This window comes from Pseudomonas paraglycinae (genome assembly GCF_021601625.1).
In the GTDB taxonomy this organism is placed as follows: Bacteria; Pseudomonadota; Gammaproteobacteria; order Pseudomonadales; family Pseudomonadaceae; genus Aquipseudomonas; species Aquipseudomonas paraglycinae.
Map to the genome: position 1 here is coordinate 1 of NZ_BQHR01000004.1, position 24,829 is coordinate 24,829.

Here is a 24,829-nt window from a genome sequence, read left to right on the forward strand (position 1 = left end):
TGCCCGGCACGCACAGCGAGCCGACGCGACAGGGATTCGAATGGGCTTTCCGGGAGTTTGGATTGCCGGACGTAATCCGCACAGATAACGGGGCGCCTTTCGCATCGACCGGTTTGGCGCGGCTGTCGAAGCTGTCCGTCTGGTTCATCAGGCATGGCATCCATATCGAGACAATCACACCAGGGCGTCCTGACCAGAACGGTCGACACGAACGGATGCACCGCACCCTCAAAGCAGCGGTACTGCGAACACCTGCGGAAAATCTCGTACGCCAGCAGCTGGCCTTTGAAGAGTTCGTTCAGGACTTCAACCATGATCGACCACACACCGCACTGGGCATGAAACCGCCGGCTTCCGTATACAGACCTTCGTTGCGCCCGTATCCGGGCTACTTGCCCGCGGTCGAATATGGCCCTGAGGTTGAGGTACGCAAGGTTCGTTCGAACGGCGAGTTCAAGTGGAAGGGGCAACGAATGTTTTTGGGCGAGGCGCTGATCGGCGAGGACATCGCGCTGAAGGAAGTGGCTGATGACGTGTGGGAGCTGTACCTTTGCAACTTCTGTTTAGGCAGGCTTGAGCGCGGTGCCAACCGCGTATCAAGCCTGTAAAAGGTGTAAACGATGTCCCCGGTCTAATGTGTAAAGGATGTACCGGTCTCTACAGTGAGGGAAAGGGGCCGACACGGTCACAACTGATAGTTCTTCAACTCCCGAGCAATCACCATCCGCTGTATCTCGCTAGATCCCTCATAAATTTGGGTAATCCGCGCATCCCGGTAGTACTTCTCAACCGGGTAATCCTCCAGATACCCATACCCGCCATGGATCTGAATCGCTGACGAGCACACCTTCTCGGCCATTTCCGATGCAAACAGCTTGGCCTGCGAAGCCTCCGACAGACACGGTTTGCCCGCCGTACGCAGCCGCGCCGCATGCAAAATCATCAAGCGTGCTGCGTTGATCTGCATCTGCATGTCCGCCAGCAGGTTGGCGATGCTCTGGTGCTCGACAATCGCCTTGCCGAACTGCACCCGATCACGGGCGTAACCCAGCGCAGCTTCAAACGCCGCTCGGGCGATGCCCAATGCTTGCGCGGCAATACCGATGCGTCCGCCTTCCAGGTTGGAAAGGGCAATCGCCAGACCTTTGCCGCGCTCACCCAGCAGATTCGCTTCAGGAATGCTGCAATTGTTCAGCGTCACCGCGCAGGTGTCGGAGGCGCGGATGCCCATCTTGTGTTCGGTCCGGTCAACGATGAACCCCGGCGTATCGGTCGGCACCAGAAACGCCGAGATCCCGCGCTTGCCGAGATCCGGATCGGTCACCGCAAACACGATCGCCAGTTTTGCCCGTTTGCCATTGCTGACAAATTGCTTGGCGCCGTTGATCACCCATTGCCCGTCGCGCAGTTCGGCGCGGGTGCGCAGGTTGTGTGCTTCGGAGCCGGCCTGGGGTTCGGTCAGGCAGAAGCAGCCGATCACCGCTCCGCTGGCCAGGTCCGCCAGCCAGGTCTGCTTCTGTTCTTCGCTGCCGTAGTTGAGCACCGGCCCGCAGCCCACAGAGTTGTGGATGCTCATGAACGCGCCGGTGGCGCCGTCACCGGCGGAAATCTCTTCCACTGCCAGCGCATAGGCCACGTAGTCGACGTAAGTACCGCCCCATTCCTCAGGCACCACCATGCCCAGCAGTCCGAGTTCGCCCATCTTTGCCACCAGACCGTCATCGATCCAGCCGGCCTTTTCCCAGGCTTGCGCGTGGGGGGCGATTTCGCCGCGGGCAAAGTCCCGGGCCATATCGCGGATCATTACCTGGTCTTCAGTCAATTCGAGATCGTGCATGGCTCAGCTCCCGCTCTCTTCGAAACCGTGGAAGAAACTCGCGACCTGTTCGGCGTGCAGTGCAGCCAGGGTCGGCGGATTCCAGCGTGGTGATTTGTCTTTGTCGATCAGCAAGGCGCGCACGCCTTCGATCAGGTCGCCGCGTTCGAACCACTGGCGATCCAGATGCAGTTCGAGGGCGAAGCAGTGTTCCAGGCTCAGGTGCCGGCCGCGACGCAGCATTTCCAGGGTCACGCCCATGGCCAGCGGCGAGCGGGTTTCCAGCAGGTCGGCGGTGGTGGTCGCCCATTCGTGGCTGTCGGCGACGGTGACGGCGCGCAGTTGCTCGACGATGCTCGGCACGTCAGGCAAGGCGAAGAAATGGTCGATGGCCGGGCGCAAGGCCTCAAGCGGCGCATCCGGCAGGGTTTGCACGGCGTGGCGGGCCAGCAGGTTTTGCAGGTCTTTGAGCGGCGTGTCGTGCCACTCCAGGTGATCGAGCTGTTCGTCGAGAGTGCCGAGTTTGCTGCTGTCCAGATACCAGTCGGCGAGGCCGCAATACAGCGCATCCGCTGCACGGATCTGCACGCCGCTGACGCCCAGATAAATCCCCAGCTCGCCGGGAATGCGCGGCAGGAAATAACTGCCGCCGACATCCGGGAAATAGCCGATCGCCACTTCCGGCATCGCCAGACGGCTCTTCTCGGTGACCACCCGCAGATCGGCGCCTTGCACCAGACCCATGCCGCCGCCGAGGACGAAACCGTCCATCAGCGCCAGCACCGGTTTGCGGTAGTGGTGGATCGTCAGGTCGAGGGCGTATTCCTCGACGAAGAAATCTTCGTGCAGCGTGTCGCCGCTTTTATGGCTGTCGTACAGGGATCGAATGTCGCCACCGGCACAGAAGGCTTTCTCGCCGGCACCGCGCAGCACGACGGCGTGGATATCGGCATCGGCGGCCCAGGCGTCCAGGTGTTGCTGGAGCTGGCGCACCATGTCGAGGGTCAGGGCATTGAGGCCGGCGGGGCGGTTGAGGGTCAGATGACCGATGTGATTGCGAACCTCGGCCAGCACTTCGTGCGGCGTGGCATCCATGGACGAAGTCCGCGGGGATGAAGCCTGAGCAGTCATCACTAACTCCCTGCTTTTATTGTCTTTATTCGAGAAGCTCGCGCGCGAGCGTTACCGGATCGTAACAGTGCAAATTTGCCGTGTACAACGGGGATATGTGCACGGGCTGTCTGCATTTTTACCTTAGGCCAAATGCACGGGATCGGGGCTTCTTTTCAATCGACAACGCTGACAGGGACTGGCTCCGGACTCAGCGGAACACCTGGCCAATGCTGCGCCGCTTGGCGTGCAGTTCACTGGCATGAATCAACTGTTCCAGATCCTCCGGCGTGACGTCGATGAACGCTTCCATGTCCGCCAGCGCCCGTTTCAGGTCTTCAGCCGTGATGGACTGAATATCCACCGGGGCCACAGCCGGCGCGGGTTCGGCAGGGCGTTTCGGGTAGCGGATGCGGGTGAGGTTGTTGTAGGCCAGTGCGGCCAGCAGCAGGCACGCGGCGCTGAGCATCACCGGTTCCAGGGCTTTCCAGTCCATGGCGATGGTCATCGGGTCGGCCAGCACCATGGTCAACGCGACGGCGCCGGCCGGTGGGTGCAGGCAGCGCAGCCAGCACATCAGGATCAGCGCCATGCCGGCGGCGAGGCACGCACTGCCGAGGGTTCGGCCGAGGACGTGGGCCACCAGCAACGCAACGACGCCTGCGCACAGGTAGCCGCCGATGATCGACCACGGCTGGGCGAGGGCGCCGGACGACACCGCGAATAGCAAAACCGCCGAAGCGCCCAGTGGGCCGATCAGGTGGTAGGCCACTTCAATGCCGAACACCTGACTGCACGCCCACACGCTGAACAACGTGCCCAAGGCCATGCCGATCGCGGCGCGGCTCCATTCGGTGGGGCGGGTGTTGATGGCGGCGGGCAACCAGCGAGCGAGCATGCAGAATCGTTCCTTTGCGAAATTCAGGGCAAAAAAAAGGACTTGTCCGTAAACGCGGAAAGTCCTTCGAAGTGTTCCAACTATTGGGGGAGGAACGCGCCCAGTGTGCCAAGCATTCACGATGCTGACAAATTCATATAAATGCAGTTTCAGTGCATTATTTATGCAGTAAAGCCACGCGTCGCCCGCTCATGAAACAAAGGAAACCGCCCATAGCCGTCAATGCGCTGAGCGCATAGAACATGGTCGGCGCCGGCGTGTGCATCAGCAGGAAGCCGCAAATTACCGGGCTCAGCGCGCCACCCAGCGCCGCCAGATTCTGCGCGCCGTAATAGCTGCCGCGCAGTTCTTCCGGGGCCAGGGTGTCGACGAACAGGAACTCCGACGGGTAAATGATCATCTCGCCGAGGGTGAAGATGAACATCGCGATGCACCACGTCACCAGGCTGTCGGCGAGGCTGAAACCGATCAGGCCGAGGATGAACAGGCTGGTGCCGGCGGCGATCCAGTAGCGCAGTTTTTCCCGGTTGAGGAAACGACCGATCTGGTATTGCAGCAGGATCACCGCGATGGCGTTGCAGGCGAGCAGGGCGGCCATGGTTTGCAACGCGCGCTGCGAGTCTTCGACCACCAGCAGGTATTGCGACAGGTACAACGTGAAACGCCCGTGAACCACGGTGCTGAGCAGACAGCCGCAAGTGAACATGATCAATGTGCGGTCATTTTTCAGGGTGATCAGCGTTTTCAGGAAGCTTTGCGGCTGGCCGATGGCGGCGACCGGGCTGGCGTCCTTCGGGATGCCGATCATCAGGAAGATGCTGCCGAAAGCGATGCCCGCAGCAATCAGGAACGGCGCAATCGGGTACACCCCGGCGATCACCACACCGAGCATCGGGCCCGTGGCGTAGCCGATGTTGGTCAGGGTATAGCGCAGGGAAAATGCCTTGGCCCGTTGGCCCATGGGCAGGTTTTCACTGAGGATCGCCTTGGAGCCGATCAGGAACAGCGCCGAGGCGGTTTCGGTGATGACCAGGGTGGCGGTCGTCAGGTACAGGTCTTTGGCGAATGTCAGCAGCACGAAGCCGATGGCGCTGGAGAGCATCGCCAGAATCAGCAACCGGCGCTTCTCGAGCCGGTCGATGATGTAGCCGCCGTACAGCGCAAGCAGGGTGGCGATGAACACCGCGATGCCCAGCAATAACCCGACATCCTGTTGGTTGAGGCCGAGCTTGTTGCTCAAAAACAGGGTGAGCAACGGACTGGTGATGGCGCGGCTGACGACGATGGTCAGCGAGACGATCATCAGGCGGCGGATAACGAGCGAGTAGGTGGCCACGGAAAATCAAATGTCCTTATTCGGTTAACAGGTGCTCGAGATCGCGCACGGAATCCAGCGTTTGCAGTTGCCGCAGCTGCGCCAGTAAAGGCTCAGCCTTGACCGGTGAAATGACCCGCAACGCCAGACTGAAAAACTTCTCCTCCAGCGCCGCCTCGCTCAGCGGATTGCCCGGCGCCCCCAGCGGCACATCGACACACATACTCGCCTCACGCCCGTCGCGGGTTCGTACAACGACCACTGGCTCGCCATCCTCCGACAGTCGCTCATCCACTTCAAGGCGAATGCGCGTCAGCCAGTAAGCGATGCGCGGATCGTTGCGTGGCTGTTCGTCGTAAGCCTCCAATCGGCAATGACCATGCACCAGTCGCGCGGCGAGGGCGTAGGGCAGGCTCATCTGCGCAGCGGCCAGACTGCGGGTGTCGCGACCGCCGCACATATCGAGCAGAAACCCGCACAGGTTCACCTGAACGTCTTCCACCTGATCCGCGCCGATCTGCAATTGCTCCAGCAACAACCCAAGCGCATCGATGGCCGAATGGGTGCCACGGCAGGCGGCGTAGGGTTTGATCGAGCAGCGCGCGAGTTTCCAGACCTGTCCCAATTCGGCATCCAGCGCATCCGGCTGCGCGCTGCCCGGCGCCAGGGTTTTGAGAAACCCGCCCCAGACATCCTCGAACAACACCGACGGCCCGCTGACGCCTTCACGGGCAAAACGCGCCGCGAGCAAACCACCCTCGGCCGCACGACCGCTGTGCAGTTTCTTGCTTTGCGAACCGTCATGGATGAACGCCCACAACCCGCCGCTGAAACTGCCGGCGATGCCCAGTGCCGACACGGTTTGCCCGACATCCAGCGCAAAGATCCGTGCACAGGCCGCCGCCGCGCCGAACACGCCGCAAGTGGCGGTCGAATGCCAACCGGCGCCGTTGTGCGCCGAATAACTGCCGCAGGCTTCCAGCACCCGCCGGCCTATTTCGTAGCCGATGACCACGGCGGTGATGAATTCGCGACCGTCCACCGGCCTATCCACCAGCGACAGCGCCGCCATCACCGCCGGCAACACCACCGCGCCGGAATGATCGCAACCGCCGGTGTCGTCCAGCTCCAGCGCATGGGCGGCGATGCCATTGAGCAATGCCGCATGCCCCGCGCCGACCCGCAACGATGAACCCCAGACCAACGCAGTGCCGGGTTCGGCGCCGAACACCTGCCGCGCCTGAAGCGCCACCGCGCTGTCGGCCCCGGCCAGTGCTGCGCCGAAGGTGTCGAGAATGTGTCGCTTGGCCTGTTCCACCAACGCTGGCGGCAGATCTTCAAACCGTGTATCGACGCAAAACTGCGCCAGCCGCTGCATGCGTTCGGTCATACGAGGTAGTCCCGATAATGGCGCTCATACACCGACGCCGGATGATCCTGCGCGACCGGCGCCGCCGTTTGCGCCCACCACTGCGCGACTTCGGCGCCGGTGGCGATCCACACGTCGTCATGCTGCTGAATGCCTTGCAGCAGTTCCCGCAGCACACCGATGCGCCCCGGCGTGGCGATGATTTCCGGGTGCAGGCGCAGCACGTAGCACAGGCCGAAACGGTGGAACCCGGCGAAGTCCATTTGCAGGTTGCCCAGGGTATGGCTGTAGGAGGCGATCCGCGATTGCGCCGGCGGCACGGCCGGGCTCAGATTGAAGGCGAAGTAAGGCTCGTCTTCCAGTTCGTAATGCAGCGGCAACTCGACCACTTCAGGCGCAGTTGGATGCAAGAACGGCAGGTCATCGCCACGCCAAGATGACGACCAGAGAATGCCGTGAGCTTTCAAGGCTTCGATGAATCCCGGCGCACCGTTGCCCGCTGGAATCCGGAAACCGGTTGGATGCACGCCGGTCAATGCTTCCAGCGCTGCACAGCCCTTGGCGACTTCCGCGCTTTGCGCCGCCAGATCCAGCGTGTCGTAATCCTGATGGCGGTAACCGGCGCAGGCGATTTCATGGCCGTCAGCCTGGATGGCCGCTATGTGCTGCGGATTTTCCTCGGCAACGATGCCGGGCACGAACCAGCTGCTGCGCACCCCGAGTTCCCTGAACAGGCCGAGCAAACGCTCGACGCCGCGTTGCGTGCCATAGCGCCATACCGAGAGCGTCTTGTCGCGCCCGGCGACTTCCGGGGCCTGGGTGAGAATGCCGTGGATGTCGTTGTAATCGACGGTCAGCACCACCGCGCAGCGTTTGCCGGCGGGCCAGAGGTTGTCAGCGTCAGCCATGGTGATGCTCCTTCAGCCACCAGCGGGCGACGTCGCGGCAGGTGGCGAACCACACGTCATCGCGCTGGCGCATGTGTTCGAAGAGTTTCTCCAGCAACAGGATGCGCCCCGGTTTGCCGGTGATTTTCGGGTGGAACAGGGTGGTCAGGCACAGGCCTTCGTCCATTGCGCCGTCGTACTCGCGTTGCCAGTTGTCGAGGGTCAGCTCGTAGCTGGCGGTGCGGTCGAGCCCGGACGGGAAGTTCGGTGCGCGGGTGTAGGCGAGGGAGGCGTAGTCGTCCATTTCCCAGCGGCCGGGGATTTCCACCAGCGACGTGTCGTGGCCGGGGACGTTGACCAGATACGGGCGGTCGTCGCCGCGCATGCTGCTGGAATAGATGACGCCGTTGTCGGCCAGCATCGCCGGGGTTTCCGCGCGCCAGTCGCCGGACGGGGTGCGAAACCCCTCGGCGCGGATGTGCAGGTATTGCCAGAAGACGTCGCGGGATTTGTTCATCACGGCCTGCTGCTGGTCCAGCGTCAGGGCGTAGAAGGATTCGTGTTTGTAGCCGTGGTAGGCGACTTCATGACCGCGCTCGACGATGGCCTGGCATTGCTTCGGCCAGTTTTCCACGACCCACGCGGGGACGAAAAAGGTGGTCGGGATCTTGAAGGCGTCGAGCAGATCCAGCAGGCGCGGCAGGGCGCGGTAGGGGCCGTAGCCGCCGAAGCCGAAGTATTCGGGTTTGTGCCAGATCGAGTCGTTGAGCATGGCATCGCCGGTCGGGCCGTCGAGGTCGAAGGCCAGGGCGAGGCAGGCTTTGTGCTGGTCGGGCCAGGTGGGTTGGGGTGAGGAGGACATCACAGCGCTCCGATACTCATCTGTAGGAACTGCCGAAGGCTGCGATCTTTGTTCGGGACGCGGAGCGTCCCAGGCTGCATTCCCACGCAGAGCGTGGGAACGAGCAATCAAAAGATCGCAGCCGGGCATCAGTGGCGAAGCGTTACTTGCCCGCGTTAATGGTCACATCCTTGATCGCACCCAACTCCAGATCCCACTTCTTCAGAATCGCGTTATAGCTGCCGTCATCCACCATGCTCTGCAACGCCACCTTCACCGCCTCACTCAGCTCAGGCTTCTTCTTGCTCACTCCCAGGCCGGTGAACTGCACGGAGATCGGCTGGCCGACCGTCTTGTACATGTCCTTTTCCTGGGTCTTGAGGTACGACAGGGTTTCGCTGCCCTGCATCGCCGCATCAATGCGGCTCTGGCGCAGTTGCGCACGGGCGTCGGCCGAGCCTTCGGTGCCGATCACGTTGATTGCAGGTTTGCCGGCCGCTTCACAGTTTTCCTTGCTCCACGCGGCGATTTCCGCCGGGAAGGTGGTGCGGCGGCTGGTACCGACTTTCTTGCCGCACAGGTCGATGATCTCGTTGGTCGCCGCGTTCTTCTGCAAGGTGTAGAACTGCGGGCCGCTGGTGAAGTAGTCGACGAAGGTCACGCTGGCCTGGCGCTCGGCGGTGTCGGTCATGCCCGACAGGACCATGTCCACGCGGTCGGTGGTCAGGGCGTTGATCATTTGCTCGAAGCCGGTTTCCTGCCACTTGATCTTCACCCCGAGGCGTTCGGCCAGGGCGTTGCCCAGGTCGTAGTCAAGGCCGGTGAGCTTGTTGGTGGCCGGGTCCTTGAAATCCATCGGCGGATAGTTGGGCATGATCGCGACGACGATCTCGCCTTTCTCCTTGATGCTGGCCGGCAACTCGGCGGCCACGGCGAAACCGCAAGACATGAGGGAGGTGAGTACTGCTGGAATGACGAAGTTCTTCATGGACGTTCTCTTATGAGTGTTGTGAAGGCCAAAGGGGCCTCAGGTTCGAACGGCAGAAATGAAGCTTTGGGTGCGCGGGTTTTGCGGACTTATTAGTATTTCTTCGGGGCTTCCAGCCTCCACGATCTGCCCGCCGTCCATGAACACCATGCGGTTGGAAACCTCCCGGGCGAAGCCCAGTTCATGGGTGACGACGATCATGGTCATGCCGGTCTGCGCCAGATCGCGCATCACCGACAGCACCTCACCGACCAGTTCCGGGTCGAGTGCCGAAGTGGGTTCATCGAACAGCATCAGCTTGGGTCGCATGGCCAGCGCGCGGGCAATCGCCACCCGTTGTTGCTGACCGCCCGACAGTTCGATCGGGTAGCTGTTGCGTTTGTCGGCCAGGCCGACCCGGGCCAGCAGTTCCAGGGCTTCTTCGTGCGCCTCCTTGGGCGAACGCTTGAGCACCTGGCACGGGCCTTCGATGATGTTTTGCAGCACGGTCATGTGCGGGAACAGGTTGAAGCGCTGGAACACCATGCCGGTGGCCAGGCGCTGGCGGGCGATCTGCGACTCGTTGAGTTCGTGCAGCTTGTGCCCGACCACGCGGTAGCCGACCAGTTCGCCGTCGACCCAGAGGCCGCCCTTGTCGATCTTTTCCAGCTGGTTGACGCAGCGCAGCAGGGTGCTCTTGCCCGAGCCGGACGGGCCGATGATGCACAGCACTTCGCCTTGCTCGACCTCGATGTTGATGTCCTTGAGCGCGTGGTACTGGTCGTAATATTTGTTCAGGCTCACGGCCTTGACGATGTTTCTCATGTTCGACTCCTCAAGAACGCTTGCCGGCGCCGCGAGCGAAACGACGCTCCAGACGGCTTTGACCAAAGGACAGGACGGTGACGGTGGCCAGGTACCAGATACCGGCGACGATCAGCAGCTCCATGACCCGGGCGTTGGCGTAGTAAATGTTCTGGGCGTTGTAGAGCAGTTCCGAGTACTGGATGACGCTCGCCAGCGAGGTCATTTTCACCATGCCGATGAATTCGTTGCCGACCGGCGGAATGATGATCCGCATGGCCTGCGGCAGGATGATCCGGCGCAGCGCCTGCAGGCGCGGCATGCCGATCGACTTGGCGGCTTCGTACTGGCCGGTGTCCACCGACAGCAGGCCGGCGCGCACCACTTCAGCGGTGTAGGCGCCCTGGTTGATGCTCAAGCCGAGCAGGGCGGCCACGAACGGGGTCATCAGGCTCACGGTGTCGAGTTCGAACAGACCGGGAATGCCGATGGTGGGGAAGATCAGCGCCAGGTTGAACCACAACAGCAGTTGCAGGATCAGCGGCGTACCGCGAAACAGCCAGGTGTAGGTCACGGCCACGTAACGCAGGATCGGGTTGGCCGACATGCGCATGATCGCGGTGATCACCCCGAACACGATGCCCAGCGCCATGGCCAGCACGGCCATGATGATCGTGTTGAACAGGCCCCACATGATCGCTTCGGAGGTGAGGAACTGGCCGATGTACGACCATTCGATCTTGCCTTCGGCGAAGGCCCGCACCAGGCCGATGATGGCGATCACAATCAACGTGGCGAAGAAGATCCGCCCGTAATAACGCCGTGGCACATGCTGGTACTGGGTAATGTCGAACTGGTTTTCCGCCAGTTTGCGCTCCGCCTGGAGTCGTTCTGCCTGAGTCTGGCTCATGGTGTTTCTCCGTACACTGTACTTTTCGATCAACCCCCTCCCGGTGGGAGGGGGACTCGGCTTAGAGGCGGAAGCCCTGGTAGTTTTCGGTCCACTGTTGCTGCGCGGCGAGGGCGGTTTTCAGGCGGCCGATCTGCTCGCGCACCTGTTGCGGTGCGGTACCGCCCCAGCCGCTGCGGGCGGCGATGGCGGCTTCCAGGGTCAGGCTGTCTCGCACGTCTGCCGTGAGGCGCGGGTCGATCTCGGCCAGCAGCGCCGGCGAGGCTTCCCACAATTCGAGGTCGTGTTTTTCGCAGGCCTGCACCAGCGCGCCGGTGATTTCGTGAGCTTCCTTGAACGGCACGCCGCGCACCGCCAGCCAGTCGGCGACTTCGGTGGCGAGGGTGAAACCCAGCGGTGCCTGACGCCGCAGTTCCTCGACGTTGACGGTCATGGTCGCGACCATCCCGGCCATCGCCGGCAGCACCAGCAGCAGGGTGTCGACGCTGTCGAGCACGCCGTTCTTGTCTTCGCTCAGGTCGCGGTTGTACGACAGCGGCAGGGATTTGAGCGTCGACAGCAGACCGGTCAGGTTGCCGATCAGACGGCCAGCCTTGCCCCGGGCCAGTTCGGCGATGTCGGGGTTTTTCTTCTGCGGCATGATCGAGCTGCCGGTGGCGTAGGCGTCATCCAGATCGACCCAGCGGAACTGGCGCGACGACCACAGGCAGAACTCTTCGGCCAGACGCGAGATGTTGATCCCGAGCATGCTGGCGATGAACAGGAATTCGGCGACGTGATCGCGGCTGGCCACGGCGTCGATGGAGTTTTCGCAGACCCCGGCGTAACCCATTTCCTTGGCTGACTGCTGCGGCTGACGAGCGATCGCGGAACCGGCCATGGCCGCAGCACCGAGGGGCGACAGCGAAGTGCGCGCGTCCCAGTCCACCAGCCGTTGCACGTCACGCAACATCGATTGCGCGTGGGCCAGCAGGTGATGGGCGAACACGATCGGCTGCGCCTGCTGCAAATGGGTGAAGCCCGGGCAGATGCTTTCGACGTGCTGCTCGGCCTGATCCACCAGCGCTGTTTGCAGGGCCAGCACTTCCACGGCCAGGGTGCGCACGTGGTCACGCAGGAACAGGCGCAGGTCGTTGGCAGTCTGGTCATTGCGCGAGCGGCCGGCGCGCAGCTTGCCGCCCAGCGCGCCGAGGCGTTCGGTCAGTAGGCGCTCGATGAAGGTGTGAACGTCTTCATCGTCCAGGGTCGGGGCGATGCGCCCGGCAGCGAAATCGGCACCGATGCCGTCCAGGGCTTCGATCATCGTGCGGGTTTCCTGCTCGTCGAGCAGGCCGGCACGTTGCAGTTCCCCGGCGTGGGCCTTGGAGCCGGCCAGATCGTACGGCGTCAGGCGGAAATAGCGCTCGGGGCAACGGGACAGGGCCGCCAGGGCTGCGGACGGGCCGCTTTTGAAACGGGCACCCCAGAGACGGTCGGTGGTTTGAGACATTTGTTGTTTTCCTCGTCGGTAACGCGAACTGAAATCGGTGTGCATGGCCCTGAAAAATCGTGCCGAACAATCAGCAGACGGAATCAGGCCAAAGCAGTTTTCAAGAGGGCAGTTGCAAAGAGACAAGAGCTGATCGAAGTGTCAGCTTTTAATATTTGGCGATCAGTGAGTTGGCACTGATGTTCGGGATTTTCTGGCGGTTGCCAAGGCTGGTTTTCTGTGATCATTATTATTAGCCGGCGATGTTTTTGTTGTTGGACACAGATTGTTGAACATTGCGCCAGAGGTAAATCAGCATTATGGAAACCCCACTTTCCAATTCCGGAAACCCACCGGTCAAAACCGCTCACCGGGCACCTTTGGCCCTCAGCGGACTGGATTTCAAACTGCTCAAGGTGTTCAAGGCGGTGGTCGAGGCCGGCGGCTTCAGCGCGGCGCAAAACGAGCTGAACGTGGGCCTGGCCGCGATCAGCAAGCAGATCTCCGACCTGGAAATCCGCATCGGCATGCGCCTGTGTACCCGGGGGCGCGAAGGGTTTCACCTGACCGAAGAAGGGCGTCTGGTGTATCAGGCTTCGATTGATCTGTTTGCCTCGGTCGACAACTTTCGTGACCGGCTTAGTTCGGCGCAGAACGAACTTATCGGCGATCTCGGAGTAGGGGTGATCGACAATACGATCAGTGACGATAATTCGCCGTTAGTTGCTGCGCTCAGAAAGATAAATGAACATTCGCCGAAAGTAAGATTTCAACTTCAAGCCACCCAGCTGGATGAAGTGGAAAGAAGCGTAGTTGAAGGGCGCTTGGTTGCCGGAATAGTCCCGGTTTATCAAAAGCGTGAAGAGTTCGATTATTACCCGCTCTATGAGGAACGCTCGCAGGCTTACTGCGCCGTCGGCCATCCGTTGTTCGAGATGCCGGCGGAGCAGATGGGTGGCAACGTGCTGCAGGATTACGAGTGCATCAACCACCGCTATGCGATCCATCGCGACAAGCTCAACTTTGCCCGCTACGACAGTTTTTCCGCCTCGGCGACCCAGGTCGAAGCGGTGGCGTTGCTGATCAAGACCGGGCGTTTCGTGGGCTTTCTGCCCCGGCACTACGCCGCCACGCTGGTGGCCGCCGGGCAGTTTCGCGCGGTGTGCCCGGAGCTGATCCACTTCGACACGCCGTTCAATCTGATCCTGCGGCACAACACCGTGCGCAGTCCGTTGGTCAAGGCGTTCGCCCAGGCACTGGGGGTTGATCTCAAGCCGACGGCGTGAGTATCAGGCGCATGGCGCAACGTCGCTCACCGGGCAATCCGTGAGTGATTTCATCGCGCAATACATCGCGCAGACGTGCGTCCGTGTCTTCGGTGTTCAATAGCGCAAAACCCATGCGTTGATAGAACGGCGCATTCCACGGCAAATCGCGAAATGTCGTCAGCGTCACCGCCCGAAGTTGCCACAGACGCGCCTGTTCAATCGCCGCCAACAGCAACTTGCGACCGACGCCCCGGCCCTGAAAGTGTTGGCTGACGGACAGTTCCTCAATGTGCAACTGTTGGTCGACAGTCACCGCCCTTAAAAAACCTGCAAGTTGCCCGTCGTTGTTTTCCGCCATCCACATTTCACCCCGTTCAATGGCCGGTAAATGCGCCGAGGCCTGCGGCACGGCGGCATCCGCCAGCCAGGCCAATGAAGGGTCGAGGCGAAACAGCGCGGCGGCCGAGCGCTCGATGGCGGGGAGGGCGGTGGCATCGGCTGCCAGGGCCTGTCGCACAGTAAAGGTCATCAGTCAGCGGTCCCTGTCGAAATCACGTCGCGCAGGTTAAGGCGTCAGCCACAGCAACACATAATCGTTTTTGTCGAAACGCCCACTCAAGACCGGCTGCAGCGCACCGAGCGGTGTGCCTTGCAACGCCTGGAAGTCGCTGCGATCCATCATCAGCCACGCCGGCCCCTTGAGCGCTTCGAGCGCTTGCGTGGTTTCAGTGAACAGCGGTTGCAGATCCTGCTCGACGTTGACCATGAACTTGATCGCCTTGGCGTCCTTGCCCATGCCGTGCAGCACCAGCGGCGCGGGTTGCTCGTGGATCCGCGCCAGTGCCGCCTGGCTGAAGGTTCGCGTGTCATACAGCTGGCGCTCCACCGGCTCGAATACCAGTGCATACGCCGACCAGACCGCCAACACGGCGCTGAACGCGAGGACTTCGGTTCGCCAGCGCGGCAGCCACAACCGCGACAACGCGGCCAGTTGCAGCAATCCGAGCACGATCATTACCGGCATCAGGTCGGTCAACGTCTGGGGAAACCGTCGCTTCGCCACCCACAACAAGACGATCAGCAATGCGGGAATCAACAACCACAATCCCTGCATGCCGATGCGCAGCCAGGCAAACACCCGACCATGCAACACCTGAAACGGATACGCCGCAATAATCGCCGCCATGGGCAGCATCGGCAGCAGATAACGGGCCTTTTTCGCCTGGGGAATTGACAGCCCGACCATGACGATCAACCCCGCCGCGGCGCAATATTGCACCAGGCGCAAGGCCGGGCCGCGTTGCCGGGGCTTGCTCAGCCAAGTGGCCGCGAGTGCCAGCAACGCCAGCGGATACGCCAGCGCGTAGTTGCCCAGTGAGCTGGTGAAGTAATACAGCGAACCGCTGACGCCTTCGCTGCCGTCCATGCGCCCCATGAACTGCATGCGGATCACGTCCTGACGAAACGCCGGCCCGCCGCTGACTTCCGCCAGCCACAACAACAGCCCGACGCAGGCCGCCAGCAACAGCGAAGCCAGCACACCGAAGGTCAACAGGCGCGACCATTGGCGATCCAGCAGGTAGTAACTGCACAGCATGCCGGTCGGCACCACCAGCCCGATCGGCCCGCGAATGCCGAACCCCAGCAGCAACAGAATGAACACTAGCGGCCAGCGTCGAGCGGCAGCGAAATGGTCGTGGGCATAGCCGAGGTAGAACACCGAAAACGCCACGGCGGCGAGCATCAGGTCCTGCGACACCGCGCGGGTTTCGCTGATGAAGGTGCTGGTGAGCATCAGCAGCGCGATGCTGACCACCGCCCAGCGCACGGATGCGGGCGCGAGCAAGCGATACATCAACGCCACGATCACCGCGCCGGCGACAGCGCTCGGCAGCCACGCCGTCAGGCTGTTGACCGTCCCGAACGGCAACGACAACAGCCAGATGAACAAGGTCGAGAGCGACGAATAATCGGCGTAAGGCTCACCATAAGTGGTGGGAAAAATACTGGGCCCGTGCCGGAGCATTTCCTGGGCGAACAACACGAAGCGCGAGTCGAAACCGATGGGCGCCTGCCCGTACACGCCGGCGGTGAACAGCAAAAACGCCAGCAGCCCTGCGATCAGGGACTGCCGGCGCAGGGCAGGGGTTAAACCGATCAAGCCACGTCCGAGGCGTGTGGCCATTGTTGCAAAGGAATCGGCAGGGAGCGCGATTCGCCACGACCCATCGGGAAGTAATGGAAGCCGTTGCGGGCCAGGCGTTCGGCGTCGTACAGGTTGCGGCCGTCGAAGATCACCGGGGCCTTGAGGCGTTGCTGGATCAGGTCGAAATCCGGCGCCTTGAACTGCTGCCATTCGGTGCAGATGATCAGCGCGTCGGAACCGGCGAGTACCGATTCCGGGGTGCCCATCAGCATCAGTTTCGATTCGTCCGGGTACAGATGCTGGGTTTCCTGCATCGCTTCCGGGTCGAACGCCCGCACACTGGCGCCAGCGGCCCACAGCGATTCCAGCAGAACCCGGCTCGGCGCATCGCGCATGTCGTCGGTGTTCGGCTTGAAGGCCAGCCCCCACAGGGCGAAAGTCTTGCCGCGCAGTTCGCCCTTGTAGAACGCGTTGATGCGTTCAAACAGCTTGTGCTTCTGCCGCTGGTTGATCGCTTCCACCGCTTGCAGCAAATCGCTGGAGCAGTGCGCCTCTTCGGCACTGTGGATCAGCGCGCGCATGTCTTTGGGGAAGCATGAACCGCCGTAACCGCAACCGGGGTAGATGAAGTGGTAGCCGATGCGGCTGTCGGCGCCGATGCCCTGGCGCACCGATTCGATGTCCGCGCCCAGGTGTTCGGCCAGCTCGGCGATCTGATTGATGAAGCTGATCTTGGTCGCCAGCATGCAGTTGGCGGCGTACTTGGTCAGCTCGGCGCTGCGCAGGTCCATGAACATGATGCGGTCGTGGTTGCGGTTGAACGGCGAATACAGATCGCGCATCACGTCGCGCACTTCTTCGCGCTCGCAGCCGATGACGATCCGGTCCGGCCGGCGGCAATCGGCGACCGCCGAACCTTCCTTGAGAAATTCCGGGTTGGACACGATATCGAACTGCAACAGGCGCCCGGCCTTGATCAGCGCCTTGTCCAGGTGGGTGCGCAAGGTGTCGCCGGTGCCGACGGGTACGGTGGATTTCTCCACCAGAATCAGCGGTTGTTCACGATGCCGGGCCACGGCGTCGCCTACCGACAGCACGTAACGCAGGTCTGCCGAGCCGTCTTCTTTCGACGGGGTGCCGACTGCAATGAACGCGACCTTGCCGTGCTGCACAGCGAGTTTTTCATCGCAGGTGAATTGCAGGCGCCCGGCGTCCAGGCCCTCGCGGACCAGGCTGGCCAGCCCCGGCTCGAAGATGCTGACGTGGCCCTGGCGCAGCAGCTCGACTTTCTTCTCGTCGATGTCCATGCACACCACGTCATGGCCGACTTCGGCCAGCACAGCGGCCTGCACCAGGCCGACATAACCGCTACCAAACACTGTGATTTTCATGGCGAACTCCTCAATTCGGGCGCACGGGCCGGACGAGTGTTGATGGTGATGACCCCGAGCATGACCAGCGCCACGCCCAGTGATTTGGAGAAACTGAAGGATTCGTTGAACAGCGGAAGGCTGGCCGCCAGCAGGTACACCAGCGCGTAGCTGATGCTCAGCAGCGAATAGGCCCGGCCCAGCGGCAGATCGCGCAGGGCGGCGAGCCAGCAGAGCATCGACAGCGCATAGGCGAAGATCGCCGCGAGCACCACGGCCAGCGCAACTGAATCGACGCTTTGTACGGACAGCCACTGATCCGGCCGGGGCAGACGCGTCATGCTCCAGCGCATGCTCAGTTGCGCCACGCTGACCAGCAGCACGCTGGCCAGGGCGAAGAAGATTCCACGACCCTGGTTCATGACTGTTGCCCCAAAAGCGCCACGCCACCGATTACCAGAAATACGCCGAACCAGTGTTGAACGTCGACGGGCTCCTTGAACACGAAGCGGGCGATCAGGGTGATGATCACGAAATTGAGGCTGAGCATCGGGTAGGCGATGCCGACGGGCAGGCGCTGCAACACCAGCAGCCACACCAGCAGACCGGTGCCAAGGGCAAACAGGGCCAGCCACAACCACGGCGAGCGCAGTTTGCGCGACCACGGCAAGCTCGCGCCGCGCCAGCTCTCGACGGCGAATTTCTGCGCGACCTGGCCCAGGCAGGTCAGCAGGCAGGCGAGCAACAGCAGCCACAGGCTCATGACGCCTCCTGCGGAAGAATCACGATCACCAGATTGCCTTGCTCATAACGAACGCCGTCCTTGGGCAGTCTGTCGAGTTCGTCCAGTTCGTCTTGCCCCTTGACCCGCATCACCACGCCGACCGAACCGGTCTTGCGGGCTTCGCGCATCCACTGTTGCACCTGATCGGTATCAACCCGCTGTTGAATGCCATCAGGATAGGCAAGGCCATATTTCAATTCGCCTATCGTGTTGTACATCGCCACCTGCGGGCGTTTGACTCGCCAGGACAGGGCCGACGCGGCGCCCAGGTCGTTGCTCAACAGGTGCGTGGTGGCCGCCAGTTCTGTTTGGTGGGCGAGCACGAACTGGTCAGGCATCTTGTTCGCCACCACCGATTTGGGTAGTGCCGCCGGCAGCAGCGCGATCAGCAGCAGGCTGCCCACCGCCGGTGCCGCCCAGCATTGCAACGGGCGGAAGGCTTGCAGCAGGTTGCTGATGATCCAGCCGGTCAGGGCGATGAACACCAGCACCAGACTGTGCAGTTCGTGGTCGTACAGCGGACGCTTGAGCTGCACGTAAACCAGCCCGATCAGCGTGACGATGCCCAGCAACAGGTTCAGCAGGCCATTGAGGCCCAGCGCCCGGCCTTGCTCCAGACGCAAGCGATCGGCCAGCGCGTGGCCCAGCAGCAACGCCAGCGGCAGCAGGCACGGCAGGATGTAGGTCGGCAACTTGCCGTTGCTCAGGCTGAAGAACAGCAGCGGCATCAACAGCCACAGGCCGAGAAACGCGATGCCGGTTTCGCGGCGGGTCTGCCAGGCCTGCTTCAACGCCACCGGTAGCATCCCGACCCACGGCAGACTGAACGCCACCAGCAACGGCAGGTAAAACCACCACGGCGCGTCATGCTGGGCATCGTCCCCGGCAAACCGGCGGATGTGTTCGTGCCAGAAGAAGAACCGCCAGTAATCCGGTTCCTGACCGTGCACCGCCAGCACCCACGGCAGGCTGACGATGATCGCTACCGCGATGGCCACCGGGCCGTACAGCAGCAATTCTTTCCAGCGCTTTTGCCAGAGCATCCACGGCAAGGCGATCAGCACCGGCAGCAGCCAGGCGAGAAAGCCTTTGGTCATGAAGCCCATGCCGCAGGCCAGTCCCAGCACTGCCCAACCGGCCAGCCGCTGACCGTTGGAGCGGCTGTCGAGGGCAAACCACAGCGCCACCAGACTCAGGTTGACCCAAAAGGTGAATTGCGGATCGAGGTTGGCGTAACCGGCCTGGCCGGCGACGATGACGAAACTCATGTAGAGCAGGGCGCAGACGAAGCTTTTGCGCGGGTCATTCCACAAACGGCGGGCGATGAGGAAGCACAGCAGCACGCTCAGCCCGGTGCTCAGGGCCGAGGCAAACCGCACGCCGAACAGGTTCTGGCCGAACACGGCCTGCCCGAGGGCGATCATCCAGTAACCGGCCGCCGGTTTTTCGAAGTAACGCAGGCTCATGAAATGCGGCGACACCCAGTTGCCGCTCAGCAGCATTTCCTGGCTGATCTGCGCATAACGGGTTTCATCGGGAATCCACAAACCATGACTGCCCAGCGGCAGCAGATAGGCGAGCAGGAAAATCCCCAGCAACAGCGGCAATGCCCAGCGTTTGCTCATGCGCCTTGCACTCCCAGCCAGCCTTCGCGGCCTTCGAGGGCACCGCGTTGCACACGGCCGACGGGCAGGGTGTTGAGAAACTCGGGCAGCAAGTCGCCCAGCGGTTGAAAGTTGATGTTTCGCTGGCGTGCGTCGGCCAGCAGTCGACGAAAATCTTCGGCCATCAGAATCCCTTCTACTTCGGCGTGAATGGTGTAGACGTTGAGGTTGTCCGGGCGGAACCGGTCGAGGATGAAGGCGTTGAAATCCTTCGCCGCCACACTCGGCCCGACCACTTCATCGAAGGTCGGCAAGTCCACCGGAATCTGCGGCGCACCGACCGAACCGTCAGACAGCAACGGTCGGAACAGCCGCTGCCCTCGGCAATCGCTGTTATAGCGAAAGCCGAAGGCCTGTTTGGCTTCGATCACACGCTCGTCCGCACGCCAACCGGCGGCGGCCGAACACATGACTTTTTCGCCGAGGATGTCGCTCAAGGTGTCGACGCCCTGACGGATCTGCTCGACCAGTTGCGCATCGCTCCAGCGCCCGGCATTGGCCTGCCAGCCGTGGTGATCCCAGGCGTGCAGGCCGACTTCGTGGCCGGCGGCCCGGGCCTGACGCATCAGGTGCCCGAGGTCGCGACCGATCGGTTTGCCCGGCCAGGCCGTGCCGGCCAGCAGGATGTCCCAGCCGTACAGGTCAGCGGCGTTGGAGCGCAGCATTTTCCAGAGAAACTGCGGACGGATCAGGCGCCACAGGTGCCGGCCCATGTTGTCCGGGCCGACACTGAAGAAAAACGTCGCCTTGATCTGCGCTTCATCGAGAATTTCCAGCAAGCGCGGCACGCCTTCGCGGGTGCCGCGAAAGGTGTCGACGTCGATGCGCAAACCGGCCTGCATCAGCGCTTGCTCTCGATTTCGGCCATGGCCTCACGCAGGAAGAAATCCAGCGTGTTGCCGATGGTCTCGCGCATTTCCACGGTCGGCGTCCAGTCCAGCAGGCGCTTGGCGTTGGCGATGCTCGGTTTGCGGTGCTCGACGTCCTGGTAACCGGCGCCGTAGAACGCCTTGCTTTCCACGTCGCGGAAACCGGCGAACGGCGGGAAGTTGGAACGCAGCGGATGAGCCTCGAACTGGCGCAACAGTTCTTCGCCCAACTGACGAATGCTCGCTTCGTTGTCCGGGTTGCCGATGTTGATGATCTGGCCGTTGCAGACGTCGTTGTCGTTATCGATGATCCGCGCCAGCGCCTCGACGCCGTCGGCGATGTCGGTGAAGCAGCGTTTCTGTTCGCCGCCGTCGAACAGGCGGATCGGCGTGCCTTCCACCAGATTGAGGATCAATTGGGTGATGGCCCGGGAGCTGCCGATGCGCGCCGAGTCGAGGCGATCAAGCCGTGGGCCCATCCAGTTGAAGGGGCGGAACAGGGTGAAGTTCAGGCCCTTGGCGCCGTAGGCCCAGATCACCCGGTCCAGCAGTTGCTTGGACACCGAGTAGATCCAGCGCTGCTTGTTGATCGGGCCGACGATCAGGTTCGAGCGGTCTTCGTCGAAGTGCTTGTCCTGGCACATGCCATAGACTTCCGAGGTAGACGGGAAGATCACGCGCTTGTTGTATTTGACGCAGTAGCGCACCAGTTTCAGGTTTTCTTCGAAGTCGAGCTCGAACACCCGCAGCGGGTTGCGCGTGTATTCGATCGGCGTGGCGATGGCCACCAGCGGCAGCACCACGTCGCATTTCTTGATGTGGTACTCGATCCACTCCGAGTGAATGCTGATGTCGCCTTCGACGAAGTGAAAACGCGGGTGGCTGCGCAGGCGGTCGATGGCGTCGGAGCCGATGTCCAGGCCATAAACTTCGTAGCGCTCATCACGCAGCAGGCGCTCGGACAAGTGGTTGCCGATGAAACCGTTGACGCCGAGGATCAGCACCCGTGTACGGCGCGGGCCACGACCGGATTCGGCGCCGCGCAGCAGCGAGCCGTCCACCAGACCGAGTTCATTGGCCAGTTGCGGGCCGCTCAGGTACAGGCCGTTGTCGTTGCGCTGGCCGGCGTTGATCACCAGCGAGTCTTCACCGCAGGCGATGCGCAGCGGATCGACACTGATGACGCGGCCCGGCGCCTGACCTTCGTTGCCCTTGACGACTTCGGCACTCCAGACGATCAGCTTGTGCTCACCCACGGCGCAGAAGGCGCCGGGGTAGGGCTGAGTCACGGCCCGCACCAGGTTGAACAGTTGCTCGGCCGGTTGCGCCCAGACCAGTTTGCCGTCCGCCGGGGTACGGCGACCGAACACGGTGGCTTTGGATTCGTCTTGCGGGGTTTCGGTGATTTTGCCCTGAAGCATCGCTGGCAGCGCGTCGCGCAGCAGGTCGCTGGCGGCCGTGCGCAGTTTGCCGTGCAGGCTCAGCGCGGTGTCGCTGCGTTCGATGGCCACGCGTTGCTGGGCGAGGATGGCACCGGCGTCGGCACGTTTGACCATGCGGTGCAGGGTGACGCCGGTTTCGGTTTCGCCGTTGACCAGCACCCAGTTGGCCGGAGCGCGGCCACGGTAGCGCGGCAGCAGGGAACCGTGCAGGTTGAACGCGCCTTTTTTTGCGGTGGCCAGCAAGGGCTCGCTCAGCAGGTTGCGATAGTAAAACGAGAAGATGTAATCCGGATCGAGCTTGGCAATCCGCTCGATCCACAACGGGTGGTTGGCGTCTTCCGGTGCATGAACCGCGATGCCTTTGTTGGCGCACAGTTGCGCCACCGAGGCGTAGAACGCGTTTTCCTGCGGGTCATCGGCATGGGTGAACACCGCCGCAATGTCGTAGCCGCTGTCGAGCAGGGCTTGAATGCCGGCGCAGCCAATATCGTGGTAGGCGAAGACAACGGTTTTTGCGCTCATGAGAGAACCTGATCAGACGAGGAGTTGGAAGTAAGGCCGTCAACGGTGATGGCGGGGGCCGGCGTGGCGGGGTGCCCGCGCAGGACCTTTTCGATGAAGAATCGCGGGCGGGCGCGCACATCGCTGTACATGCGCCCCAGGTATTCGCCCAGCAGGCCCATGCCGATGAACTGGCCGCCGGTGAACACGAACAGCACGGCGAACAGCACGAACAGGCCATCGCCGGCCCATCCGGCGCCAAAGGCCAGGCGCATGACGATCAACGCCGCCGCGAACAGCACGCCCAGGCCGGCCATGGCGAAGCCGACGATGCTCAGCAGGCGCAGGGGCGTGGTGGTCATGCAGGTGATCAAGTCGAACATCAGGTTGATCAGGCGCATCGGGCTGTATTTCGAATCGCCGTGTTCGCGCTCGGCGTGGGCCACGGTGATTTCCGTGGTGTGGCGGGCGAAGCTGTTGGCGAGGATCGGAATGAACGTGCTGCGTTCGCGGCAGGCGAGCATCGCGTCGATGATCGTGCGGCGGTAAGCGCGCAGCATGCAGCCGTAATCGCTCATGGCAACGCCGGTGGAGCGCTGCACGGCGAGGTTGATCAGTTTCGAGGGGTAGCGACGCAGCGCCGAATCCTGGCGATTGCCGCGCACGGTGCCGACCACGTCAAAACCTTTTTCGGCCTCGGCCACCAGTCGCGGGATTTCTTCCGGCGGATTTTGCAGGTCGGCGTCGAGAGTGATCACCACGTCGCCCTTGCACTGTTCGAAACCGGCCATGATCGCCGCGTGCTGACCGTAGTTGCGGTTGAGGATGACGGCCACAAACGGGCTGTCATCGACCGAGGCAGCGTCCTCGAGCAGTTGCGCGGAGGCGTCGCGGCTGCCGTCGTCGACCAGCACGATTTCGTAGTCATGCCGCAATTGCTGGCAGGCGGCTTGGGTGCGGCGCAGCAGCTCCGGCAGGCTGTCTTCTTCGTTGTAGACCGGGATGACGATCGACACGCAATGAATCGGATAAGGTCTCACGGGCGTTTCCCCATCAGGTGTTCAATGGCCCCGACGACCCGGTCCAGATCCTGATCGGTCATGTCGGGAAACAACGGAATCGAGCACAGCCGCGCCGAGTTCCACTCGGTGTCGGGCAGGGACAGGTGCGGATCACGCTGGCGATACCAGGTGTGCAGGTGGGTGGCGATGAAGTGGATGCCGGTGCCGATGCCTTGCTCCTGCAAACCCTTCATGAAGGCTTCGCGATCGATCCCGCAGCGCTCGCTGTCGATGCGCAGGATGAACAGGTGCCAGGCGTGGGTTTGCGCGTAGGCAGGCACCGCCAGCGGTTGCACCGGCAGGCCTTCGAGTTTTTGCAGGTATTGCGTGGCCAGTTCGGTGCGACGGGCGTTGATCGCGTCCAGACGCTCCAGCTGCACCAGGGCAATCGCGGCGTTGATATCGGCCAGGTTGTATTTGAAACCGGGCTCGATCACCTGGGCCTGGGGTTTGCGGCCGTGGGTCAGGCGGTCGTACGCATCGACGCCCAGACCATGAAACTTGAGCATGCGCACGCGGTTGGCCAAAGCTTCATCATCGGTGACGAACATCGCGCCTTCGGCGCAGGTCATATTCTTGATCGCGTGGAACGAGAAGACCGCGGTGCCTTGCGAACCCACGTGACGGCCCTTGTAGCGGGTGCCAGCGGCGTGGGCGGCGTCTTCGATCACGGTGATGCCGTGCTTGTCGGCCAGGGCGTAAAGCGGATCGAGATCGAAAGCAGCGCCGGCGTAATGCACGGGAATGATCGCTTTGGTGCGCGGGGTGATGGCGGCTTCGATGCGCGCGGCGTCGGTCATCAGGGTGTCGCGGTCGACATCGACGAACACCGGCGTGGCGCCGAGCAGGGAAATCATGTTGGCGGTCGAGACCCAGGTCTGCGATGGGGTGATGACTTCATCGCCGGGGCCGATGCCCAGCGCCAGCAGGGTGATGTGCATGCCACCGGTGGCCGAGGACAAGGCCACGGCGTGCCGGCATCCGATGTACTGGGCAAACTGTTCTTCGAGGGCCTGGTTTTTCGGCCCGGTGGTGATCCAGCCGGAGCGCAGGACTTGCTCCACGGCGGCAATTTCTTCATCACCGATACTGGGGCGGGAGAAGGGGAGAAACGCCTGACTCATGCACACCTCATTGCAAAGAAAAAAGAAATAGATCCATTGAATAATTGGATCCAATCAAAGCGTAGACGCGAAAAAATCCTTTGCATCAATAAGTTGCCAAGACGACATAACGTCGGGTTCGGTTGACTTTTCAGGCATTGCCCGGCAGCTTGGGCAGCGCCGGCACAGGACTCAGTGGAATTAAGGTTATGCCCGTTTTTGTGAAAGGAACATGA

The 24,829-nt window shown here is 62.2% G+C and carries 23 protein-coding genes; 2 read left to right on the plus strand and 21 right to left on the minus strand.

All coding sequences use genetic code 11. The features are described from left to right. The coding region (locus tag L6D82_RS06820; protein WP_236188450.1) for an integrase core domain-containing protein at positions 1-608 on the plus strand (608 nt) is incomplete at its 5' end. Positions 609-685: 77 nt separating this feature from the next. Here the strand turns inward: L6D82_RS06820 and L6D82_RS06825 are convergent. The 11 genes from L6D82_RS06825 to argH all read right to left on the minus strand — a co-directional run bounded on the left by L6D82_RS06825 (position 686) and on the right by argH (position 12,406). Beyond that, positions 686-1,837 carry an acyl-CoA dehydrogenase family protein gene (locus L6D82_RS06825; RefSeq protein ID WP_039768643.1) on the minus strand — a complete coding sequence of 384 codons (1,152 nt, stop codon included), beginning with the start codon at positions 1,835-1,837 and terminating at the stop codon, positions 686-688. Positions 1,838-1,840: 3 nt separating this feature from the next. Continuing rightward, positions 1,841-2,947, minus strand: a complete 1,107-nt coding sequence (locus L6D82_RS06830) for an enoyl-CoA hydratase/isomerase family protein (protein WP_236188452.1) — start codon at positions 2,945-2,947, stop codon at positions 1,841-1,843. A 190-nt stretch (positions 2,948-3,137) separates the two neighbouring features. After that, positions 3,138-3,824 carry an HPP family protein gene (locus L6D82_RS06835; protein WP_236188453.1) on the minus strand — a complete coding sequence of 229 codons (687 nt, stop codon included), beginning with the start codon at positions 3,822-3,824 and terminating at the stop codon, positions 3,138-3,140. Between the two features lie 157 nt (positions 3,825-3,981). Beyond that, a complete protein-coding gene (locus L6D82_RS06840) occupies positions 3,982-5,160 on the minus strand; it encodes an MFS transporter (RefSeq protein ID WP_064596823.1) in 1,179 nt (392 codons plus the stop codon). Between the two features lie 16 nt (positions 5,161-5,176). Then, positions 5,177-6,529, minus strand: coding sequence for an MmgE/PrpD family protein (locus L6D82_RS06845; protein WP_102686098.1), 1,353 nt, complete (start codon positions 6,527-6,529; stop codon positions 5,177-5,179). Next, positions 6,526-7,416, minus strand: a complete 891-nt coding sequence (locus tag L6D82_RS06850; RefSeq protein WP_102686099.1) for a polysaccharide deacetylase family protein — start codon at positions 7,414-7,416, stop codon at positions 6,526-6,528. Before L6D82_RS06850 ends, L6D82_RS06845 begins: the two co-directional genes overlap by 4 nt. After that, positions 7,409-8,257 carry a polysaccharide deacetylase family protein gene (locus L6D82_RS06855; RefSeq protein WP_236188454.1) on the minus strand — a complete coding sequence of 283 codons (849 nt, stop codon included), beginning with the start codon at positions 8,255-8,257 and terminating at the stop codon, positions 7,409-7,411. Before L6D82_RS06855 ends, L6D82_RS06850 begins: the two co-directional genes overlap by 8 nt. 142 nt (positions 8,258-8,399) lie before the next feature. Next, positions 8,400-9,224 carry an ABC transporter substrate-binding protein gene (locus tag L6D82_RS06860; RefSeq protein ID WP_085603455.1) on the minus strand — a complete coding sequence of 275 codons (825 nt, stop codon included), beginning with the start codon at positions 9,222-9,224 and terminating at the stop codon, positions 8,400-8,402. 39 nt (positions 9,225-9,263) lie between these two features. Further along, entirely contained in the window at positions 9,264-10,028 is a 765-nt protein-coding gene (locus L6D82_RS06865) for an amino acid ABC transporter ATP-binding protein (protein ID WP_039768627.1), read from the minus strand. 10 nt (positions 10,029-10,038) lie between these two features. Further along, positions 10,039-10,917: an amino acid ABC transporter permease gene (locus tag L6D82_RS06870; RefSeq protein ID WP_085610364.1), complete on the minus strand. Its 879-nt coding sequence runs from the start codon at positions 10,915-10,917 to the stop codon at positions 10,039-10,041. A 61-nt stretch (positions 10,918-10,978) separates the two neighbouring features. After that, positions 10,979-12,406: an argininosuccinate lyase gene (argH, locus tag L6D82_RS06875; RefSeq protein WP_085745592.1), complete on the minus strand. Its 1,428-nt coding sequence runs from the start codon at positions 12,404-12,406 to the stop codon at positions 10,979-10,981. Between the two features lie 299 nt (positions 12,407-12,705). On the opposite strand from argH, the gene L6D82_RS06880 reads away from it, so the two are divergent. Then, entirely contained in the window at positions 12,706-13,671 is a 966-nt protein-coding gene (locus tag L6D82_RS06880; protein WP_236188455.1) for a LysR family transcriptional regulator, read from the plus strand. Here L6D82_RS06880 and L6D82_RS06885 read toward each other — a convergent pair. From L6D82_RS06885 to arnB, 10 genes are read right to left on the minus strand one after another with little or no spacing between them, the layout of a single operon-like run. Beyond that, a complete protein-coding gene (locus tag L6D82_RS06885; protein WP_085745594.1) occupies positions 13,655-14,182 on the minus strand; it encodes a GNAT family N-acetyltransferase in 528 nt (175 codons plus the stop codon). The genes L6D82_RS06880 and L6D82_RS06885 overlap by 17 nt on opposite strands. Before the next feature lie 36 nt (positions 14,183-14,218). Then, positions 14,219-15,838, minus strand: coding sequence for an ArnT family glycosyltransferase (locus tag L6D82_RS06890; protein ID WP_236188456.1), 1,620 nt, complete (start codon positions 15,836-15,838; stop codon positions 14,219-14,221). Further along, complete coding sequence (locus tag L6D82_RS06895) at positions 15,811-17,190, minus strand: UDP-glucose dehydrogenase family protein (RefSeq protein ID WP_085745595.1); 1,380 nt, start codon at positions 17,188-17,190, stop codon at positions 15,811-15,813. The genes L6D82_RS06890 and L6D82_RS06895 overlap by 28 nt, the downstream gene beginning before the upstream one ends. Continuing rightward, complete coding sequence (arnF, locus tag L6D82_RS06900; RefSeq protein WP_085745596.1) at positions 17,187-17,591, minus strand: 4-amino-4-deoxy-L-arabinose-phosphoundecaprenol flippase subunit ArnF; 405 nt, start codon at positions 17,589-17,591, stop codon at positions 17,187-17,189. Before arnF ends, L6D82_RS06895 begins: the two co-directional genes overlap by 4 nt. Next, positions 17,588-17,932: a 4-amino-4-deoxy-L-arabinose-phosphoundecaprenol flippase subunit ArnE gene (gene arnE, locus L6D82_RS06905; RefSeq protein ID WP_085745597.1), complete on the minus strand. Its 345-nt coding sequence runs from the start codon at positions 17,930-17,932 to the stop codon at positions 17,588-17,590. Before arnE ends, arnF begins: the two co-directional genes overlap by 4 nt. After that, a complete protein-coding gene (arnT, locus tag L6D82_RS06910; protein ID WP_236188457.1) occupies positions 17,929-19,578 on the minus strand; it encodes a lipid IV(A) 4-amino-4-deoxy-L-arabinosyltransferase in 1,650 nt (549 codons plus the stop codon). The genes arnE and arnT overlap by 4 nt, the downstream gene beginning before the upstream one ends. Next, the gene (gene arnD, locus L6D82_RS06915) at positions 19,575-20,459 is read right to left on the minus strand and encodes a 4-deoxy-4-formamido-L-arabinose-phosphoundecaprenol deformylase (RefSeq protein ID WP_236188458.1); all 885 of its coding nucleotides are present in this window, start codon (positions 20,457-20,459) and stop codon (positions 19,575-19,577) included. The genes arnT and arnD overlap by 4 nt, the downstream gene beginning before the upstream one ends. Further along, on the minus strand, positions 20,459-22,450 hold the full coding sequence (gene arnA / locus L6D82_RS06920) for a bifunctional UDP-4-amino-4-deoxy-L-arabinose formyltransferase/UDP-glucuronic acid oxidase ArnA (protein WP_102716777.1): 1,992 nt from the start codon (positions 22,448-22,450) through the stop codon (positions 20,459-20,461). Before arnA ends, arnD begins: the two co-directional genes overlap by 1 nt. Next, positions 22,447-23,469: an undecaprenyl-phosphate 4-deoxy-4-formamido-L-arabinose transferase gene (gene arnC / locus L6D82_RS06925; RefSeq protein ID WP_085745601.1), complete on the minus strand. Its 1,023-nt coding sequence runs from the start codon at positions 23,467-23,469 to the stop codon at positions 22,447-22,449. Before arnC ends, arnA begins: the two co-directional genes overlap by 4 nt. Further along, positions 23,466-24,614: a UDP-4-amino-4-deoxy-L-arabinose aminotransferase gene (gene arnB / locus L6D82_RS06930; protein WP_102716778.1), complete on the minus strand. Its 1,149-nt coding sequence runs from the start codon at positions 24,612-24,614 to the stop codon at positions 23,466-23,468. The genes arnC and arnB overlap by 4 nt, the downstream gene beginning before the upstream one ends. Positions 24,615-24,829 lie beyond the last annotated feature (215 nt).

Excerpts from the sequence above, each read along its gene's own strand:
- L6D82_RS06825 (WP_039768643.1), bottom strand. The coding sequence starts at position 1,837 with ATGCACGATCTCGAATTGACTGAAGACCAGGTAATGATCCGCGATATG.
- L6D82_RS06830 (WP_236188452.1), bottom strand. The coding sequence starts at position 2,947 with ATGACTGCTCAGGCTTCATCCCCGCGGACTTCGTCCATGGATGCCACG.
- L6D82_RS06835 (WP_236188453.1), bottom strand. The coding sequence starts at position 3,824 with ATGCTCGCTCGCTGGTTGCCCGCCGCCATCAACACCCGCCCCACCGAA.
- L6D82_RS06845 (WP_102686098.1), bottom strand. The coding sequence starts at position 6,529 with ATGACCGAACGCATGCAGCGGCTGGCGCAGTTTTGCGTCGATACACGG.
- L6D82_RS06850 (WP_102686099.1), bottom strand. The coding sequence starts at position 7,416 with ATGGCTGACGCTGACAACCTCTGGCCCGCCGGCAAACGCTGCGCGGTG.
- L6D82_RS06855 (WP_236188454.1), bottom strand. The coding sequence starts at position 8,257 with ATGTCCTCCTCACCCCAACCCACCTGGCCCGACCAGCACAAAGCCTGC.
- L6D82_RS06860 (WP_085603455.1), bottom strand. The coding sequence starts at position 9,224 with ATGAAGAACTTCGTCATTCCAGCAGTACTCACCTCCCTCATGTCTTGC.
- L6D82_RS06865 (WP_039768627.1), bottom strand. The coding sequence starts at position 10,028 with ATGAGAAACATCGTCAAGGCCGTGAGCCTGAACAAATATTACGACCAG.
- L6D82_RS06870 (WP_085610364.1), bottom strand. The coding sequence starts at position 10,917 with ATGAGCCAGACTCAGGCAGAACGACTCCAGGCGGAGCGCAAACTGGCG.
- argH (WP_085745592.1), bottom strand. The coding sequence starts at position 12,406 with ATGTCTCAAACCACCGACCGTCTCTGGGGTGCCCGTTTCAAAAGCGGC.
- L6D82_RS06880 (WP_236188455.1), top strand. The coding sequence starts at position 12,706 with ATGGAAACCCCACTTTCCAATTCCGGAAACCCACCGGTCAAAACCGCT.
- L6D82_RS06885 (WP_085745594.1), bottom strand. The coding sequence starts at position 14,182 with ATGACCTTTACTGTGCGACAGGCCCTGGCAGCCGATGCCACCGCCCTC.
- L6D82_RS06890 (WP_236188456.1), bottom strand. The coding sequence starts at position 15,838 with ATGGCCACACGCCTCGGACGTGGCTTGATCGGTTTAACCCCTGCCCTG.
- L6D82_RS06895 (WP_085745595.1), bottom strand. The coding sequence starts at position 17,190 with ATGAAAATCACAGTGTTTGGTAGCGGTTATGTCGGCCTGGTGCAGGCC.
- arnF (WP_085745596.1), bottom strand. The coding sequence starts at position 17,591 with ATGAACCAGGGTCGTGGAATCTTCTTCGCCCTGGCCAGCGTGCTGCTG.
- arnE (WP_085745597.1), bottom strand. The coding sequence starts at position 17,932 with ATGAGCCTGTGGCTGCTGTTGCTCGCCTGCCTGCTGACCTGCCTGGGC.
- arnT (WP_236188457.1), bottom strand. The coding sequence starts at position 19,578 with ATGAGCAAACGCTGGGCATTGCCGCTGTTGCTGGGGATTTTCCTGCTC.
- arnD (WP_236188458.1), bottom strand. The coding sequence starts at position 20,459 with ATGCAGGCCGGTTTGCGCATCGACGTCGACACCTTTCGCGGCACCCGC.
- arnA (WP_102716777.1), bottom strand. The coding sequence starts at position 22,450 with ATGAGCGCAAAAACCGTTGTCTTCGCCTACCACGATATTGGCTGCGCC.
- arnB (WP_102716778.1), bottom strand. The coding sequence starts at position 24,614 with ATGAGTCAGGCGTTTCTCCCCTTCTCCCGCCCCAGTATCGGTGATGAA.